The organism is Syntrophomonas sp. UBA5494 (assembly GCF_002426325.1).
This window is the reverse complement of record NZ_DIPG01000031.1, coordinates 41,972-59,395: the sequence shown is the minus strand read 5'-3', so window position 1 is coordinate 59,395 and position 17,424 is coordinate 41,972. Positions and strand designations below refer to the sequence as shown.

The 17,424-nt window shown below is 54.6% G+C and carries 19 protein-coding genes; 18 read left to right on the top strand and 1 reads right to left on the bottom strand.

Features of this window, described 5'->3' with window-relative positions:
• The 16 genes from dprA to B3W37_RS03245 all read left to right on the top strand — a co-directional run.
• On the top strand, positions 1-958 hold a 958-nt coding region (dprA, locus tag B3W37_RS03320), incomplete at its 5' end, for a DNA-processing protein DprA (protein ID WP_483174768.1).
• A 28-nt stretch (positions 959-986) separates the two neighbouring features.
• Entirely contained in the window at positions 987-3,056 is a 2,070-nt protein-coding gene (gene topA, locus B3W37_RS03315; protein WP_483168509.1) for a type I DNA topoisomerase, read from the top strand.
• A 9-nt stretch (positions 3,057-3,065) separates the two neighbouring features.
• Complete coding sequence (gene trmFO, locus B3W37_RS03310; RefSeq protein WP_483168508.1) at positions 3,066-4,376, top strand: methylenetetrahydrofolate--tRNA-(uracil(54)-C(5))-methyltransferase (FADH(2)-oxidizing) TrmFO; 1,311 nt, start codon at positions 3,066-3,068, stop codon at positions 4,374-4,376.
• A 56-nt stretch (positions 4,377-4,432) separates the two neighbouring features.
• A complete protein-coding gene (xerC, locus tag B3W37_RS03305; RefSeq protein WP_483168507.1) occupies positions 4,433-5,341 on the top strand; it encodes a tyrosine recombinase XerC in 909 nt (302 codons plus the stop codon).
• 2 nt (positions 5,342-5,343) lie between these two features.
• The gene (hslV, locus tag B3W37_RS03300) at positions 5,344-5,877 is read left to right on the top strand and encodes an ATP-dependent protease subunit HslV (RefSeq protein ID WP_483168506.1); all 534 of its coding nucleotides are present in this window, start codon (positions 5,344-5,346) and stop codon (positions 5,875-5,877) included.
• Positions 5,878-5,899: 22 nt separating this feature from the next.
• Positions 5,900-7,294 carry an ATP-dependent protease ATPase subunit HslU gene (hslU, locus tag B3W37_RS03295; RefSeq protein ID WP_483174767.1) on the top strand — a complete coding sequence of 465 codons (1,395 nt, stop codon included), beginning with the start codon at positions 5,900-5,902 and terminating at the stop codon, positions 7,292-7,294.
• 12 nt (positions 7,295-7,306) lie between these two features.
• Positions 7,307-8,092, top strand: coding sequence for a GTP-sensing pleiotropic transcriptional regulator CodY (gene codY, locus B3W37_RS03290; protein ID WP_483168503.1), 786 nt, complete (start codon positions 7,307-7,309; stop codon positions 8,090-8,092).
• Between the two features lie 241 nt (positions 8,093-8,333).
• Positions 8,334-8,783, top strand: a complete 450-nt coding sequence (gene flgB / locus B3W37_RS03285) for a flagellar basal body rod protein FlgB (RefSeq protein ID WP_483168502.1) — start codon at positions 8,334-8,336, stop codon at positions 8,781-8,783.
• Positions 8,784-8,786: 3 nt separating this feature from the next.
• Positions 8,787-9,245, top strand: a complete 459-nt coding sequence (gene flgC / locus B3W37_RS03280) for a flagellar basal body rod protein FlgC (protein WP_483168501.1) — start codon at positions 8,787-8,789, stop codon at positions 9,243-9,245.
• A gap of 14 nt (positions 9,246-9,259) precedes the next feature.
• Positions 9,260-9,565 carry a flagellar hook-basal body complex protein FliE gene (fliE, locus tag B3W37_RS03275; protein WP_481040108.1) on the top strand — a complete coding sequence of 102 codons (306 nt, stop codon included), beginning with the start codon at positions 9,260-9,262 and terminating at the stop codon, positions 9,563-9,565.
• Positions 9,566-9,589: 24 nt separating this feature from the next.
• Complete coding sequence (fliF, locus tag B3W37_RS03270) at positions 9,590-11,206, top strand: flagellar basal-body MS-ring/collar protein FliF (RefSeq protein WP_483174766.1); 1,617 nt, start codon at positions 9,590-9,592, stop codon at positions 11,204-11,206.
• Positions 11,207-11,217: 11 nt separating this feature from the next.
• Positions 11,218-12,228, top strand: a complete 1,011-nt coding sequence (fliG, locus tag B3W37_RS03265; RefSeq protein ID WP_483168561.1) for a flagellar motor switch protein FliG — start codon at positions 11,218-11,220, stop codon at positions 12,226-12,228.
• On the top strand, positions 12,221-13,030 hold the full coding sequence (locus tag B3W37_RS03260; protein ID WP_483168499.1) for a FliH/SctL family protein: 810 nt from the start codon (positions 12,221-12,223) through the stop codon (positions 13,028-13,030). Before fliG ends, B3W37_RS03260 begins: the two co-directional genes overlap by 8 nt.
• A complete protein-coding gene (gene fliI / locus B3W37_RS03255) occupies positions 13,023-14,351 on the top strand; it encodes a flagellar protein export ATPase FliI (protein WP_483168498.1) in 1,329 nt (442 codons plus the stop codon). The genes B3W37_RS03260 and fliI overlap by 8 nt, the downstream gene beginning before the upstream one ends.
• A 3-nt stretch (positions 14,352-14,354) precedes the next feature.
• Positions 14,355-14,807, top strand: a complete 453-nt coding sequence (gene fliJ / locus B3W37_RS03250; RefSeq protein WP_483168497.1) for a flagellar export protein FliJ — start codon at positions 14,355-14,357, stop codon at positions 14,805-14,807.
• Between the two features lie 15 nt (positions 14,808-14,822).
• On the top strand, positions 14,823-15,395 hold the full coding sequence (locus tag B3W37_RS03245) for a MotE family protein (RefSeq protein ID WP_483168496.1): 573 nt from the start codon (positions 14,823-14,825) through the stop codon (positions 15,393-15,395).
• A gap of 204 nt (positions 15,396-15,599) precedes the next feature.
• Here B3W37_RS03245 and B3W37_RS03240 read toward each other — a convergent pair whose 3' ends face one another.
• A complete protein-coding gene (locus B3W37_RS03240) occupies positions 15,600-15,851 on the bottom strand; it encodes a hypothetical protein (protein ID WP_483174764.1) in 252 nt (83 codons plus the stop codon).
• A 14-nt stretch (positions 15,852-15,865) separates the two neighbouring features.
• Here B3W37_RS03240 and B3W37_RS03235 point away from each other — a divergent pair, with 14 nt between their 5' ends.
• Both B3W37_RS03235 and B3W37_RS03230 read left to right on the top strand, forming a co-directional pair.
• Positions 15,866-16,810, top strand: a complete 945-nt coding sequence (locus B3W37_RS03235; protein ID WP_483174763.1) for a flagellar hook-length control protein FliK — start codon at positions 15,866-15,868, stop codon at positions 16,808-16,810.
• A gap of 11 nt (positions 16,811-16,821) precedes the next feature.
• Positions 16,822-17,364 carry a flagellar hook capping FlgD N-terminal domain-containing protein gene (locus B3W37_RS03230; protein ID WP_481040094.1) on the top strand — a complete coding sequence of 181 codons (543 nt, stop codon included), beginning with the start codon at positions 16,822-16,824 and terminating at the stop codon, positions 17,362-17,364.
• Positions 17,365-17,424 lie beyond the last annotated feature (60 nt).

Sequence of the window (17,424 nt, the reverse complement as noted above, 5' to 3'; positions counted from 1 at the left end):
TTTTTTGCCGCCCGCTGTAGCCGATGCTTTTATAGAAAGGCGCCGCCGCCTGGATCCGCTGACGATAGGCAGCATGCTGGATAGCCAGGGGGTGGACATAATTTGGCCGGGCGAGAAACGTTATCCTTTTAGCCTCAGGCAGATACCCAACCCGCCGCAGCTGCTCTATTGCCGCGGCCGGGTGGAATTGATCCAGGGACAGTGTTTGGCCGTAGTAGGCTCAAGGAAGGCTACGCAGTACGGCCGCAAAGTGGCCCGGGAGTTGGCTCTAAAGCTGGCCGGGAGGGGATTGACCATTGTCAGCGGGCTGGCCCGGGGCATCGACAGTCAGGCTCATCTGGGCGCCCTCGAAGCCGGAGGAGCAACCGTCAGCGTGCTGGGAAGCGGTATCAATATCGTGTACCCGCGGGAAAACCAGGCCTTATACCAGCAAATCTGCAGTGAAGGATTGGTAATCAGTGAGTTTCCCTGGAGCACTCCGCCATTACCCAATCATTTCCCAATGAGAAACCGCATTATTTCCGGGCTTTCTCTGGGGGTTCTGGTAGTGGAAGCGCGAAAGCAGAGCGGGGCTTTGATCACCGCGGATTTTGCCCTGGAACAAGGCCGCGAGGTATTCGCTGTTCCCGGCCCTATCAGCAGCCTGCATAGCGCTGGAACCAATTCTTTGATAAAACAGGGGGCTAAACTGGTGACCTGTGTTGACGATGTTTTGGAGGAGTTTCCCGGTTGGGCCCCGGCAGAACCGGCTGCAGGCCTGGTGCAACCCGCTCTGCCCATTTATGAGGACACGGAAAACCTGGTGTTAATGCATATGGGGTTCGAGAAATGCCATCGCGATGAACTCTTGCGTTTGACCGGTTTGCAGCCCGGCGATTTAAGCTTGATCTTGCTAAAGCTGGAGCTAGAAGGTATAGTACAATCATTGCCGGGCAATTACTATGTAAAGATTGGCTAGTTTAACAAACACAGGAGAGGTGATATGATTGGCGGGTAGCACCCTGGTTATTGTGGAATCGGCCGCCAAGGCCAAAACATTGGGCAAATTCTTGGGGAAGACCTATAAAATAAAGGCTTCGGTAGGTCATATCAAAGATTTGCCCAAAAGTAAATTGGGAATTGATATTGAAAAATCGTTTGAACCCCAGTACATTACCATTCGGGGTAAAGGCGATATTTTGAAAGATATAAAAGATGAGTCCGCCAAAGCCGGCCGGGTTTTGCTGGCGACCGACCCCGACCGGGAAGGAGAAGCCATCGCCTGGCACCTGCAGAATGCCATGAAAATACCCGCCGGCAGCAAATGCCGCATCGAGTTTCATGAAATAACCAAGGATGCCGTAATGCAGGCCATTAAAAAATCACGCCCGGTAGATCTGGACCGGGTTAATGCCCAGCAGGCCCGGCGGGTCTTGGATCGCCTGGTGGGATACAATCTCAGCCCCTTGCTGTGGAGCAAGGTACGCAAGGGCCTGAGTGCGGGCCGGGTGCAATCGGTGGTAGTCAGGCTTATCTGTGAACGGGAAGAAGAAATCCAGCAATTTGTGAGTGAAGAATATTGGACCATCAATGCTGAGCTGACCGACAATAAAAAGCACACCATCATCGCTAAACTGAATTCATACCAGGACAATAAAATCGAAATCGGCAATGCCGAGCAGAAGGACCGGATCGTCGGCGACCTGGAACAGGCCTCCTTTTCAGTGGCCAAAATAGAGAAAAAGGAAAAACGCAAAAAACCCAGCCCGCCTTTCACTACCAGCACCATGCAGCAGGAAGCCAGCAAGCAGCTGAACTTCTATTCCAAGCGCACCATGAAGGTGGCCCAGGAGCTGTACGAAGGCCTGGAGATAGGAAAAGAGGGCACGGTGGGCCTGATCACCTATCTTAGAACTGACTCCACCCGCATTGCCGGCGTAGCTCAGGAGGAAGCCCTGCAGTTCATCGCCGCACAATACGGTTCCGCATATGCCCCTGTAAAGCCCAATGAATACAAAAGCAAAAAAGGCTCCCAGGATGCCCATGAGGCGATCCGCCCCACCATGGTGGCGCGCACCCCGGAAAGCGTTAAAAACAGCCTCACCCGCGACCAGTACCGGCTCTATAAATTGATCTGGGAGCGCTTTGTGGCCAGCCAGATGACCCCGGCGGTGTATGACAGTGTCACCATCGACATTAAAGGTGGGGACTACGGGCTTAGGGCCACCTCATCACAACTCAAATTCCCGGGCTATAAAAAGGTCTATAATGACCATGACGAAGAGGATATGGGGAAGCCATTGCCGGATTTAAACGAGAATCAGGCTTTAACCCTTAAAGGCCTTAACCCGGAACAGCATTTCACTCAGCCCCCGGCGCGTTTTACCGAGGCCAGCCTGGTGAAGTTCCTGGAAGACAATAACATTGGCCGCCCCAGCACTTATGCCCCCATCATCGATACCATTTTAAAGAGAAATTATGTGGAGAGGCAGAACCGGCAATTTGCCCCTACAGAACTGGGAGTCATCGTAGTTGACCTGTTGAAGGCCAATTTCCCCAAGATCATGGATGTCGATTTTACCGCCCACATGGAGGAAGAACTGGATCAGATTGAAGAGGGCAAGTTGGAGTGGCGCCGGGTGGTGGCGGATTTCTATGAACCGTTTGCGGAGGATTTGGAAAAGGCTAAAGAACTGATCGGCAAAGTGGAGATCAAGGATGAAGAAGCCGGCAAAGCCTGCCCGAAATGCGAACGCCCCCTTTTCATCAAACACGGGCGCTTCGGGAAATTCCTGGCCTGTTCCGGTTTCCCCGACTGCCGCCACACCGAATCCATTAATGAGGAAATCGGAGTGCTGTGTCCTTTGTGCGGCGGGAAAATCGTAGGCTTGAAGAGCAAAAAAGGCCGCCGCTTTTACGGCTGCAGCAATTACCCTGAATGCAAGTTGGTCTCCTGGCAGCAGCCTACCGGAGAATTATGCCCCCAGTGCGGGCAGGTTATGGTGGAAAAGGTCGGAGCCGACAAATCCAAACAGGCGGTATGCCAGAACCCGGAGTGCAAATACATCAAGAAATGAGGCCGGACGGTGCGGATTGACGTCATTGGCGGAGGCCTGGCCGGATGCGAGGCAGCCTATGCCTTGGCCCGGCAGGGCATCCCTGTCGTTATTTGGGAAATGAGGCCCGGCCTTAAAACCCCGGTTCATCAGAGCGGGGATCTGGCCGAATTGGTATGCAGCAATTCCTTAAAATCAGAACAGCCGGATACCGCCCAGGGTTTGCTCAAAAAAGAGATGAGAATCCTGGGTTCTCTGTTGCTGCCCTGCGCAGAGGCGGCCCGGGTTCCGGCCGGTTCGGCCCTGGCCGTTGACCGGGCCAAATTCAGCCGTCTGGTAAGCGAAAAGATAGCGGCCCATCCCCTGATAACGGTTGAGCGGCAGGAGATGCGCTCCATACCGGAGCGTCCCTGTATTATCGCTACCGGGCCCCTGACCTCAGAGGCCATGGCGGACGCGCTGCAGAAGATCAGCGGCGAGGAAAACCTCTATTTTTATGATGCGGTGGCTCCAACCGTTACCAGAGCCAGCCTGGACGAAAGCATAGTATTCAAAGCCTCCCGATATGGCAAGGGCAGCGCGGATTATTACAACTGTCCTATGAATAAGGAAGAATACCTGACATTTTACCGCGAACTGGTGGCGGCCGATGCCCTGGAGCCGCACGCCGCCGACCGGGGAATGGTGTTCGAAGGCTGTATGCCCATTGAGTTCATAGCCCACCGCGGGGTGGATACCCTGCGCTTTGGCCCCATGCGCCCGGTGGGACTCAATTCCCCTGCGGGCGGCCCGCGCCCTTATGCGGTGGTTCAGTTGCGCCAGGAGGATGAAGAGGGAAATTTATGGGGCTTGGTGGGCTTTCAAACCCGGCTGCGCTGGGGCGAGCAGGAGCGGGTCTTGCGTCTAATTCCCGGTCTTAAAAGGGCTGAATTTGTTCGCTACGGGGTGATGCATCGCAACACCTATGTCAACAGCCCCCGCTGCTTGAGTGCCGGCCTGCAGTTTAAATCCCGCCCCGGCTTGTTTTTAGCCGGACAGCTTACCGGCGTGGAAGGGTATATGGAATCTGCCGCCAGCGGTATCTGGGCAGGCTTAAGCCTGGGCCGCCGTCTTCAGGGGAAAGCAGCCCTGACGCTGCCGCAAACCACCATGCTGGGAGCTTTGATTCACCATATAACCACTGACAACCCCGGGAAGTTCCAGCCCATGAACGCTAATTTCGGCATCTTGCCCGGACTGCCCGAGGTAATTAAAGATAAAAAACAAAGAAATTTGGCCTATATGACTAGATCCTTGCAAGATTTGCATGAGTTTTCTGAATTGTTGCAAAACACATTGTAAAAGTCACCTAATTGTGCTAACATTTGTGCTTAGATAAGCAATTCAGGTGAAACCATATGATTTTGCGTTATATTGAAGAATTTTTAAACTATTTGCGGGTGGTAAAAAACGCCTCCAAACTGACCCTGGTCAGTTACCGCACCGATTTGGAACAATATTTTCAATTTTTGGCCCGACGGCATGGCGCCGATGTTGAGGACCTCGATCTGAATAAGATTGACCACAAGTCGGTGCGCGAATATCTGTCCGTCCTGCAGCAGCAAGGGATGCAGCGCTCAACTATGGCCAGAAAACTGGCAGCTTTGCGATCCTTCGTGCGCTACCTGTGCCGGGAGAACGTTTTGCCCAGCAATCCCATCGCCGCGGTGGCCACGCCCAAACAGGACCAGCGCCTGCCCAACTTCCTCTATCCCATCGAAGTCGCCCAGTTGATCGAAGCCCCTGATATCTCCAAACCATTGGGAATGCGAGACCGCGCCTTGCTGGAACTCTTATATGCCACCGGCATCCGGGTGTCTGAGCTGGTCGGCCTGAATGCTGCCGATCTCAACCGGCAGCAGGGCGTTATCAAGGTCGCCGGCAAAGGGGGCAAGGAGCGCATCGTTCCCCTGGGCAAACAGTCGGCCGAATTTCTAAGCCGCTACCTGAAGGTGCGGGAAAGCCTTTTGCACCAAAAAAAGAGCGCCAGCAGCGCCTTATTTTTAAACAGGTTTGGCCGGCAGTTATCGGTTCGGGGGGTAAGGAATATCATTAATAAATACGTGGATGCCCTGGCCATCAACATCAAAGTCAGCCCGCACACCCTGAGGCATACTTTTGCCACCCACCTGCTCAACCGGGGGGCCGATTTGCGCTCGGTGCAGGAACTGCTGGGGCACGTAAAATTGTCCACTACGCAGATATATACCCATTTGACCAAGGAAGACATTAAACGGGTTCATGACCGAACCCTGCCTAGGAGGTAAACATGTTTCAAGGCACAACTATCGTAGCAGTAAGAAAAGGCGGTAAAACCGCTATTGCCGGCGACGGTCAGGTTACCTTCGGCCAGAATACGGTTATGAAGCAGACCGCCAATAAGATTCGCCGTCTCTACGAGGGGCGCATCATATCCGGCTTTGCCGGTTCAGTCGCCGACGCTTTCACCCTTTTCACCCGCTTCGAAGAGAAACTGAAGCAAAGCGGCGGCAACCTTACCAAGGCCGGGGTTGAACTGGCCCGGGACTGGCGCAGTGACAAGGTGTTGAGAAAACTGGAGGCTTTGCTGATTGTCGCCGATCGGGAAAAGATGCTTTTGATTTCGGGAAATGGCGAATTGATCGAACCGGATGACGGGGTGACCGCCATAGGTTCCGGGGGGGCGTATGCCCTGGCGGCAGCCCGGGCTTTGGTGAGGCACACCGATATGGAGGCCGAAGAAATCGCGCGCCAGGCTCTTTCTATCGCGGCTGATATCTGTATATACACCAACCACCACATTACCGTGGAGACCATCGCATAGACTGGTCAGTTAGGAGGAAACCGTGCACAACCTTACCCCTAAAGAGATCGTTGCCGAATTGGATAAATACATCGTGGGCCAGAAAGAGGCCAAAAAGGCGGTGGCCATAGCTCTGCGCAACCGCTATCGCCGCAAACTGCTTAAGGCCGAATGGCAGGAAGAAATATATCCCAAAAATATCATTATGATAGGTCCTACCGGTGTGGGCAAGACTGAAATCGCCCGCCGCCTGGCCAAAATGGTAAAAGCCCCTTTTGTCAAAGTTGAAGCAACCAAATTCACTGAAGTGGGTTATGTAGGCCGGGATGTTGACTCAATGGTAAGGGATCTGGTGGAAACCGCCATTCGCATGGTGAAAGCCGAGAAAATGGAAGAGGTAGAGGACCGCGCCCGTATGCTGGCCGAGGAGCGCTTGGCGGAATGCCTCTTGCCGCGCAGGAAAAAGAGCCTGGCTGCCATAAACCCCCTGGAGTTGTTTTTGGGCGGCGCAGCCCAGCAGCAGCAGGCCCAGGATGAGGAGCAGGAGCCCAAATCGATGGAAGAACAGCGCCAGATTCTGCGGCACAAGATTTCCCGCCTGGAAATGGAAGAAACGATAGTTGAAATTGAAGTTGAAGAAAAAAGCCCCTCTTTTCTCGAGGTTTTTTCTGGATCCGGGATGGGGGACATGGGGGTCAACCTCCAGGATATGTTCGGCAACCTCATGCCCGCCAAGCGCAAAAAGCGGAAAATGACGGTTGCGGAAGCCCGCAAGATATTGATCTATGAGGAAGCCGGGCGCTTGATCGACATGGATGAAGTATATCGCATCGCTATAAACCGGGCTGAGCAGGATGGCATCATCTTTCTCGATGAAATCGACAAGATAGCGGGCCGGGAAGGCGGTTACGGACCCGATGTGTCCCGGGGCGGCGTGCAGAGAGATATTCTGCCGGTGGTGGAAGGCTCCACTATCATGACCAAATACGGCGCGGTTAAGACCGATCACATGCTGTTTATCGCCGCCGGGGCCTTTCATGTCAGCAAACCTTCGGACCTGATCCCCGAGCTGCAGGGGCGCTTCCCCATCCGGGTGGAACTGCAGACCCTCAATAAAGAGGACTTGAAGCGCATCCTGACCGAACCCCATAATTCTTTGCTGAAGCAGTACACGGTGCTTCTGGCCACTGAAGAGGTGAAGATCGATTTCAGCCCGGAGGCCATTGATTACATCGCCGCCGTAGCCACCGAAGTGAATGACCGCACCGAGAACATCGGCGCCCGCCGCTTGCACACCATCATGGAAAAGGTCCTGGAGGATTTATTGTTCCACTCACCCTATATGCAGGGTCAGGCAATCGCTGTAGATCAGGCCTTTGTTAATCAGCGCCTGGAAAAAATAGTGCAGGATGAGGATTTGAGCAGATTTATATTGTAGGAGGTCATCTATATGGGCAGAACGCTTTTAGAGAAATCGCGCTCCATTAACAGGTCTCTGCAGAAAATCGGAGGCAACCCGGTCAATTTCTATGAGATCTGTGAAGTGCTTTCACTTAACCTGGAGTGCAGCGTCTTCATAGTGGGCCGCCGCGGACAGATCGCGGGATACGCCTTTCACCCCGATACCGCTTGTGCTGATATCCAAAAGCTGATTTACCATGCCGAGCGCTTCCCGGAGAGCTTTAACCAGGAGTTCACCAATATACAGGAGACCCAGACCAATGTGGTTCTGGAAAAGGGGCGCAAATGCATTTTTAACTACAACAACGGGGACTGTGAGTGTTCAGACCGCGTCTGGTCCATTACCCCGGTATTTGGAGGCGCCAAGCGCATCGGCACCTTGATACTGGTGCGGGATAACGCCAGTAAATTTACGGAAGAGGACATCGTCCTGGCCGAGTACGGGGCTATTGTGGTGGCCAATGAAATCATGCGCATGACCTCGGAGCGAGTAGAAGAGCAGGCCCGCAAGAAGGCCTCGGTGCAGATCGCCCTGGCCACACTGTCTTACTCGGAAAAAGGCGCCATCGAGCATATCATCGCCGAGTTGAACGGCACCGAAGGTTTGCTGGTAGCCAGCCGCATCGCGGATAAAGTGGGGATCACACGCTCGGTCATCGTGAGCGCCTTAAGGAAGTTCGAGAGCGCGGGGGTTATTGAGTCGCGCTCCCTGGGCATGAAAGGCACCTATATCAAGGTACTGAACGATTACCTTTTTGAGGAACTGAGAAAATAGTCCTGTAAGACCGGGAAACACAAGGGCTGGAGGTTGGGCTTCGACAAAAGTAAGCCTAATTTCCCAGTCCTTATTCTTTTTTTCTGCACCGGAAAAGCAAACCCCGCAAGGCATGGCTGCTAATTGTAATTTCTGAGTATATAACCAAGTCGTAAAACTTTTGTAAAATTACGGATTTATGTGATGTTTCTGCTAATAATTGCAGGAATTTTGTTGAGTCGAGTAGAAGCATTGCTTTAGCTTGGATAATACAAAAAGGGGTGATAAATTGCTCAGCCGGGTATTCAATTCAGGAACTCAGTCCCTATTAAATAGGGCAATGGACATCACCTGGCGTGCTAAAGAAGTCACGGCCGATAATATAGCTAACGTGGATACGCCGGGATTTAAACGCAGCGAGGTGCTCTTTGCCAAAAACATGCGCAAGGCCTGGCTTTTAGGACCCGGGGACAAACGGCTGACGACTACCGATCCCAGGCATATTCAAGGCCGGGCGGCGCGGACGGGCGCGTTGGATACTATAGTGGTCGATCAAATCACCGACTCATCCTACCGCAATGACGGCAACAACGTGGACATTGACGCGGAAATGGCGGGTTTGACTAAGAACAACCTCTTATACGAAGCCCTTAGTCAGAGCATGAGCAATGAGATTCGCTTGCTGCGCCTGGCCATTACCGGAAGGGGGTAAAACATGAGTTTTCTCGATGGCATCGACATCAGTGCCAGCGGTTTAACGGCCCAGAGATTGCGCTTGGACACCATTGCCAACAATATGGCCAATGCCGAGACCACCCGGGTCGCGGGGGGGACCGGGCCTTATCGCCGCCAGGTGGTTTTGTTCGAAGCCCGTCCTGGCAGCGCGGTGAAGGGCAGTTTTGCCGCTATATTAAAAAGCAGCCTGGAATCTGGCGGAGGCGGGGTCAGAGTAAGCGCGATTCATTCGCTCAATGATGATGAAGCCCCCTTCAAGAAGGTTTACGAGCCGGGTCATCCCGATGCGGATGAACAGGGCTATGTCACTTACCCCAATGTCAACATGGTTGAGGAAATGGTCAACATGATATCGGCCACCCGGGCTTATGAGGCGAATGCCAAGGTTATCGAAGCCACCCGGGCCATGGCCGCCCGGGCGTTGAACATCGGCAGATAGAGGAGTGATCCCTGATGGCCATAAACCCCATTGATCTGAATGTGTTATCTCCTGCGGCCGCCCCGGGCGAAGTCAGACCTCAGGCTGCCCCGGGACAGGGCGGCAGTTTCTGGAACAGCCTGCAAGAGGCCCTGGGCAGGGTGGACAGCCTGCAGCAGGAGGCCTCGCTGAGCGCGCAGCAATTAGCCCTGGGAAGTGAGGATTTTTTGCATAACACCATGATTGCCTATGAAAAAGCCAATCTGGCTTTGCAGCTTACCATTGAAATACGCAACCGCCTGGTAGAGTCCTATCAGGAAATCATGCGCATGCAGATGTAAACAGGCAGGGGAGAAAAAAGATAGATGGAAACCTTTTTGAACAGCGCCAGGCAGCTTGCCGCTGGCGCAAGAGGACTTTGGGCGGAGATGAGCCTGAACCGCAAAGTCCTCAGTGTCGGTTTAATCGCTTTAGTGATTTGTATTGCAGCCGTAGCCTGGGTGAATGTCACCCGGGTCGATTATGAACCGCTCTATACGCAACTTAGCGACAAGGACGCCGCAGCCATAGTAGCCAAATTAGGAGAACTGGGAACCCCATACCAGCTGGAGGACAACGGCCAGACCATACTGGTTCCCGCTGAAGCCAAGTACAATACCCGCCTGAAACTGGCCGAGCAAAACCTGCCCCAGGGTGAATCGGGTTTTGAACTTTTTCGGCAGAGTACCAATTTCGGCGAAACCCAGACCGATAAGCGGGTTAAATATCTGGAAGCCTTGCAAGGGGAACTGGCCCGCACCATCCAGCGCCTGGAAAAGGTAAAAGCCGCCAAGGTCAACCTGGCCCTCCCCGAGCAATCCTTATTTTCTGAACAGGACGAACCCGCCAAGGCTTCGGTAGTCATAAATACCGAGCCCGGCCAGAGCCTGAGTCCTCAAGAAGTCCAGGCGGTGACCAATCTGGTAGCCAACAGCGTAGAGCGGCTTACCGCCGAGAACGTGGTCATCGTCGACCAATACGGCACGCTCTTGTCAGATGTCCTGCCCCAGGAGAGCCTGGCGGCCTCATCACAGCTGCAGATGCAGATGGCTCTGAAAAAGGAATACGAAAAAGAAAAACAGACCGCCATTCAAACCATGCTGGACAAAACCCTGGGCATAGACAATGCCGTGGTTCGCGTCAACGCTGAACTCAACTTCAACGACCGTGAGGAGCGCACCGAGACCTACAATCATGATCCCGAAGGGGCCTTCATTCGCAGCGAGGAGATCATCAAAGAGTCCGGCACTACGCCTTCTGCTGCGGCGGCTCCGGGAACGGACAACAATATACCGCAATACACCGAGGTCGACAGCACTCAGGGATCTTATGACAAATCCCAGACTTCTCGCAATTACGAGATTGATAAAACTGAAACCGTCACCCGCTATGCTCCGGGCGAGGTCAAATACGATTACCTCACCATTTCGGTCCTGGTAAATAATGCGGCCACTCAGGGGCTGAAACTGGGGTCGACTGAAGCGGAAAAAATAAATACGGTTCGCAATATTGTGGCAACCGCCTGCGGACTGCGAGAAAATCGGGACAACGAGAATGTCAGCCTGGAAGAAAACATATCGGTGGCCTTTATCGATTTTCATCCCCAGCCTGTGCCGGAAGCAGCCGTCCCCGGTACGGTCGGCCAGCTGCTGAACAGCGGGTGGATGCCCTGGGCTCTGGCCGCAGCGGGCCTGCTGGCCTGTCTGGCAGTGTTTTTGAGCATGAGGGGCAAAAACAGGGTTCCACAGGTTGAAGCCGGCGTGCCCCTGAGCGGTTTCGAGGTAGTGGCGGACGAAGAAATCAGTCTCGAGAAGCTGATTGATAAAAACATGACGCCCGCCGACCGTGAAAGCCAGAAGATCAAAGAAGAGATCGACAAATTGGTGCAAAGCAATCCTGAAAATGCAGCCCAGGTAATCAAGTCCTGGCTGCTGGAAGGTTAGAGGTGAAAGCCATGGTAGCCAGAAAGACTTTAAGCGGCAGGCAGAAGGCTGCCAATTTTCTGATTTTTCTGGGTCCCGAAAAATCAGCTCAGATCTTCAAATATATGAGTGAAGAAGAAATAGAACAGTTGACCCTGGAAATCGCCAATATACGCCAGATATCTTCGGAACGCATGGACGAAATTTTTCGCGAGTTCTTTGAAATGTGCCTGGCCCGGCATTTCATCAGCCAGGGTGGCATCGCCTATGCCAAGGAGATCCTGGAAAAAGCTTACGGCGAAGAAAAGACGACTGAGATTATTTCGCGCATTTCGGCCTCTTTACAGGTCAGGCCGTTTGATTTCATGCGCAAAACCGAACCCGCCCAGCTGCTCAATTTTATCCAGGGCGAGCACCCCCAGACCATCGCCTTGATACTGGCTTATCTGGAGCCGGATAAAGCCTCCAGCATACTTGGCGCTCTGCCCCCGGAGCGTCAGGCCGAAGTGGCCAAGCGAATTGCCATCATGGATACCACTTCGCCGGAGATCATTAAAGAGGTGGAGAATGTCCTGGAGCGCAAACTGTCCACCATCGGCCCTCAGGAGCTGGCCAGCGCCGGCGGCGTCAGATCGGTGGTTCAGATCCTCAATCTGGTCGACAGAGGCACGGAAAAAACCATCATGGAGGCGCTGGAGGTTCAGGATCCGGAATTGGCCGAACAGATCAAGAAACTGATGTTTGTGTTTGAAGATATAGTCACGATTGATGACCGTTCCATTCAGCGCTTTCTGCGCGATGTGGAATCCCAAGACCTGTCTATGGCGCTCAAAGGCAGCAGTACCGAGGTATCCCACAAAATTTTCAGCAATATGTCCACCCGGGCTGCTGATATGTTGAAAGAAGATATTGAATTTATGGGGCCGGTCCGCTTGAGAGACGTTGAAGAAGCGCAGCAGCGCATTGTCAATGTGATTCGTCGCCTTGAAGAAACCGGAGAAATAGTGGTGGCCCGCGGCGGAGGAGATGAAATCATTGTCTAACATTATCAAAGGCAGTGCATTGCAGCGCTCCAATCCCAGGCTGATTGAGCTGGCGGGGATAGGTCTGTTGGAAACCGCCCCTCCCCAGACCCATTCAGCGGAAAGGCCCCGGGAGGAAGACCGGGAGCAGTTTGAGTACTTGCGGTTGGAAAGCCAGAAGGTTTTGCAGGAAACCGAAGCCATGATCGTTGACCTCCTGGAAAAAGCCCGGGAGGAGTCCGGGGCCATTATGGCGGCGGCCCGGGATGAAGCGGAGATCATGCAGATACAGGCTTCTCAAGCCGCCCATGAAATGAAAGAAAAGGCTCTTAAAGACGGCTACCGGGACGGGCTGGAGCAGGCCAGGCTGGAGACGGCCGCTTTAAAGGCCCGGGCCGAAGAAGAAAGCCGCTCCCTGGTGGAGAATGCCCGGGCGCAGAAGCTGCAAACCATACGGGACTGCGAAGCCGATATTTTGCGCCTATCTATGGCGATCGCCAGAAAGGTGGTGGCGGCAGAGCTGGCGACCAACCCCGACGTTATCCTCGGCGTGATTCGCGACGCCACCGCTTTGCTGGACAGTCCCGACAATATAACCGTGCACGTTAATCCCGCTGAATTGGACCAGGTGCTGGAGGAGATCGGATCAGGGCTATACAGCGACGCCAATCAAGGGATGATCCAAGTCAAGGCAGTGGCCGATCATCGCATCAGTGCGGGCGGGTGTACGTTGGAAAGCGAAGTGGGGATGATCGATGCCCGCCTGGAGACCCGTCTGGATAATATGGAACAGCTCCTGCGGGAAGTGAGCGGCGATGATTGACCGGGCAGTTTTCACCAGACATCTGCAAACCGTCGACAAGGCCCAGTTGTGTCTGGTCAAGGGCAGGATATCACAGGCCATCGGCCTTACGCTGGAAGCGGTTGGCCCGCGCTTGAGCCTGGGTGAGTTGTGTTTCATCCGCAGCAATTATGCTAATCATCCCCTAACTTCTGCGGAAGTGGTGGGATTCAAAAATGACCGCATCCTGCTGATGCCGCTGGGCGAAGTGGAAGGGATCGGCCCGGGGAGTGAATTGATCGCCACCGGCAAAACCCTGCAGGTAAAAGTGGGTATGGACTTGCAGGGCCGGGTCTTGGACGGTCTGGGGCAGCCCATCGACGGTAAAGGCCGAATCAAGGCAGAAGCCACCTATCCGGTCATGAATCAGCCCCCCAACCCCATGGAGAGATCCCGCATCAAGGAAGTCCTGCCGGTGGGGGTCAGGGCCATTGACGGGCTGAATACGGTGGGGCGCGGGCAGCGGATTGGCATCTTTGCCGGCAGCGGGGTGGGAAAAAGCACCTTGATCGGCATGACAGCGAGAAATACGGCGGCTGACATCATCGTCATCGCCCTGATCGGGGAGCGCGGCCGCGAGGTCAGGGAATTTTTGGAGAAGGACCTGGGAACGGAAGGGCTGGCCCGATCCGTGGTAGTAGTGGCCACCTCCGATCAACCGGCCCTGGTGCGGCTGAAAGGAGCCTTCGTGGCTACCAGCATAGCTGAATATTTCCGCGACCAGGGCCTTGACGTGCTTTTATTGATGGATTCTTTGACCCGTTTTGCGCTGGCGCAGCGTGAAGTAGGCCTGGCCATCGGTGAGCCGCCGGCCACCCGGGGCTTTACCCCCTCGGTTTTCGCGCTGCTGCCCAAACTCCTGGAGCGGGCCGGAACCGCGGCCCGGGGCAGTATAACCGGACTTTACTCGGTCCTGGTGGAGGGCGATGATATCAATGAGCCCATCACCGACGCGGTGAGGGGCATTGTGGACGGGCATATTGTTTTGAGCAGAAACATCGCTGCGCAGAATATCTACCCGGCTATTGATATACTGCAGAGTATCAGCCGGGTCATGATCGACCTGGTCGACGACCAGCACATGCGGGTGGCCAATTATTTTCGCAGTGTTCTGGCCACTTACGAGGAGGCCCGGGACTTAATCGACATCGGGGCCTATAAGGAAGGCGCCAACCCGCGCATAGACCGGGCCATAACCGTCATTGAGCAATGCCAGACCTTTTTGCGCCAGGATATTCATGAAGAGGCCCTATTCCCGGATACTTATACGGCCTTGCAAAATATCGCCGACAGGCAGGGATAAATAATGAAAGCTTTTGATTTTAGGCTGCAAACCAAACTGGATATCTCCACACTGCAGAAGGACATTGCCCGTGAGAACCTGCAGGCCAGCCTGCAGGTGCGCGATGAAATCGCCCAAGAGCTCAACCAGCTGGCAGACCGGGTGCAGGCCATTGAGAGCAGCATCAGGGAAACAAGCGACCCGGCCCCGTTTTCTTACCTGCTGGCCCGCCGCCAGTATCTGCCGGTTTTGCACATGCGCAAAAATGAGGTGCAAAGCCATTTGCACGAAGCGGAATCCGTAGTGGACACCATGCGCGTCAAGCTGTTCGAGCAGGCCCGGGAAACCAGCACCCTGGAAAAGCTGAAGCAGCGTCAATTTGAAGAATACCGGAAAGAAGCGCAGCAGCAAGAGCAAAAGGTCATAGATGAACTGGCCGTGGCGGGTCATTTTCGGAAAAATCTCAACAAGGTGTAAAGCAGGAGTCTGTCAATGACGAATAGTTTAAAGACAGTTAAATTATTGGGCCTGGGCCTACTGGTCTTGGCGGCCCTGTCGGCCGGCTGGTATTTTTTGGTCGCCCTGGGGGTCTTGACGGCTCCGCCGGCCCTGCAGAATCTGCCCGGGATGAGTCCGGCTTCAGGCGGGGAGAAAACTCCGGATAAAGGCAGCCCTGCCGAGCTGGTACAGCTGGAACAGAACCTGGCGGAACAGCAAGCCGAGATCAACGAGCTACAGGCCAGCCTGTCGGCCGCTGAGACCGCCCTCATGCAGAGCCAGGACAGTGAAGCCCGCTTAAAGGAAGAGGTAGCCCGCTTGAACCAGGAGGTCCTCAACCTGAAATCCGGGGCCGCGGCCAAAACGGCGGCTTATAAAGATATGGCGCCTTATTTCGCCAATATGAAGGCTAAAGATGCCGCCGACATCCTGTCCCGTTTAAAAGATGATGATATTATCGGCATTCTCTCCGCTATGGAAAAAGAAACCGCAGCCGAGATTCTGCCTTTTATGAATCGTGACCGGGCCGCCGCCGTTGCCTCCAAGATGCTGGTGACGGAGCCGTAAGCGTCGGGTGTGGGCGTAAGGTGTTTCAAATAGCGGCCGAGACGCCTTATTCCGACCCCTGAATCTGAAGAAAGGAGGTGAAAGTATATTGCAATGCAGCGTAAACCAGGTAGTAGCGGCCAAAGCGGAGAAGCCCGCTCCATCCGCAAGGAACAAAAGCGAAGCGGCTTCCGCTCAGCTTAATGGGAAAAGAGCCTTTAAGCATCAGCTCATGAAAGCCCGATCCCATAGCGATAAGCCCCGGCACAAGGCCGCAGAACCCAGGGCTTCAGAGCCGCAAACCGCATCGAGCCCCGCTGAGGCCATGGCCGCTCCGCTCCCGGACGGGGAGAGCTTGGGCGCCGATGCCCTGACCGTCCCGGATTCAGCCCCGGAGACAATCAACCCGGATGCGGGCGGTGAAGTACAGCAACCGGCTGAGGCATTGCCGGTCTTGCCCGCGGAGACGCCCGGCAAGATACAGGGCCGTGATGCTTCAGCAGTCCGGCGCAGCGGGTGCAAGCGGTGCGGCAACAGCCAGTTCCGGCCCGGTTCAGACCGCCGCCCCTCTGGAAGGCGAAGAGTTCCTGAACAATTCCGGCGGTGCGGAGGCTGAAAGCCATAAAAACAGCGCGGCCGGGCATGATGGCAGGGAAAGGTTCAAAATGATGCTATTAAGTCATAAGAACCAGGTCCTGCTCAAGCTGAAAGTGCATCAGGATGTAGCCGCCCCCCAGGAAACAGCGGAGAGCAACCCGGGGCAGGCCAGGAAACTGCTGGATTTCGAGAGCCGCCGCCTCAACGCGGCCCAGCTGCCGGAGGGCATTACAACCTCCGCCGGGCATGCCGCGGTTTCAACCGAAGCGGATGCGGATCCCTCCCTGTTGGTAAACACCCGGGAAACCCCGGGCGCAACCCGGGTAATTATCGGCGCCCCGGACAATTCCGGCAAGGCTCTTCACAACCCGGCCCAAACCCAGGAGCTGTTCGATCAGATCGTGGAGCGGGCCAAACTGATGGTAAAACTGAGCAGTTCGGAGATGAATATCGATCTGAAACCGGATTCGCTGGGGAAATTGTCCATCAAAGTGCTGGTTGAAGACGGACTGGTCACGGCCCGGTTTATCACCGACAACCATCAGGTCAAGCAAATGCTGGAGTCAAACCTTACTCATCTGCGCCAGAACCTGGAAAACCAGGGGCTGAAAGTAGACCGCACCGAGGTTGAAGTACAGGTCGGCAATCAACAGGATTTCAGCGGCATGAGCGACTGGAACCGGGACAATTGGGGCAATCAGCGCAATTTAGGCCATCGTTCCAACCTGGACGGGGAGGAAGCCCTGCCGTTGGAAATGGAGACTGCGGGTATAGCAGGCCCGGAGATTGAAGCTCTTTATGGATACTCTGCTGACGGTGAGATGAACATATTGGTTTAGGAGGTGATCAGATGACAGTAGAAGCTACTGCGGCCGCAGCCAATAACACGGCTCAAACCGCCGCTAAATCCAATAAATCCATTATGGATAAAGACGACTTCCTCAAACTGCTGGTTACGGAATTGCGCTATCAGAATCCGCTTCAGCCCATGGAGGACAAGGAATTTATCTCACAGATGGCCACGTTCAGCTCGCTTGAACAGATGCAGAATCTGAACAGCACCATGACCGGCCTGGCCGACACCATCAATAACCGCTGGCTGCCCAGCATGATGATGCAGCAAGCCGGACAGATGGTGGGACGGGAGGTGGCCTACCTCTATCTGGATGAGAACGAAGAGCTGCAAAGCACGGTTGGCATCGTGGACTCGGTGATTATGCGCCAGGGCACTCCTTATCTGGTGATTCAAGGCCAGGAGGTGAGCATGGAGGCGGTGATTGAACTGGGTGGTTCGGTGGTAGGCATGGAAACCGCTTATTACAGCCAGATCCTGGACAAACTGGATCAGCTGCTGAAACAGCTCGGAGTCGAAACGGAGGAATCCCATGATTGAGGGTCCATTATTCCCAACCCAACCCATACAGCCGCTGGGTAAGAAAAACGTTCAGCCCGG

Coding starts and splice junctions, on each gene's coding strand:
- xerC (WP_483168507.1), top strand. CDS start 4,433: ATGATTTTGCGTTATATTGAAGAATTTTTAAACTATTTGCGGGTGGTA.
- hslV (WP_483168506.1), top strand. CDS start 5,344: ATGTTTCAAGGCACAACTATCGTAGCAGTAAGAAAAGGCGGTAAAACC.
- codY (WP_483168503.1), top strand. CDS start 7,307: ATGGGCAGAACGCTTTTAGAGAAATCGCGCTCCATTAACAGGTCTCTG.
- flgC (WP_483168501.1), top strand. CDS start 8,787: ATGAGTTTTCTCGATGGCATCGACATCAGTGCCAGCGGTTTAACGGCC.
- fliE (WP_481040108.1), top strand. CDS start 9,260: ATGGCCATAAACCCCATTGATCTGAATGTGTTATCTCCTGCGGCCGCC.
- fliF (WP_483174766.1), top strand. CDS start 9,590: ATGGAAACCTTTTTGAACAGCGCCAGGCAGCTTGCCGCTGGCGCAAGA.
- fliG (WP_483168561.1), top strand. CDS start 11,218: ATGGTAGCCAGAAAGACTTTAAGCGGCAGGCAGAAGGCTGCCAATTTT.
- fliI (WP_483168498.1), top strand. CDS start 13,023: ATGATTGACCGGGCAGTTTTCACCAGACATCTGCAAACCGTCGACAAG.
- fliJ (WP_483168497.1), top strand. CDS start 14,355: ATGAAAGCTTTTGATTTTAGGCTGCAAACCAAACTGGATATCTCCACA.
- B3W37_RS03245 (WP_483168496.1), top strand. CDS start 14,823: ATGACGAATAGTTTAAAGACAGTTAAATTATTGGGCCTGGGCCTACTG.
- B3W37_RS03235 (WP_483174763.1), top strand. CDS start 15,866: ATGCTTCAGCAGTCCGGCGCAGCGGGTGCAAGCGGTGCGGCAACAGCC.
- B3W37_RS03230 (WP_481040094.1), top strand. CDS start 16,822: ATGACAGTAGAAGCTACTGCGGCCGCAGCCAATAACACGGCTCAAACC.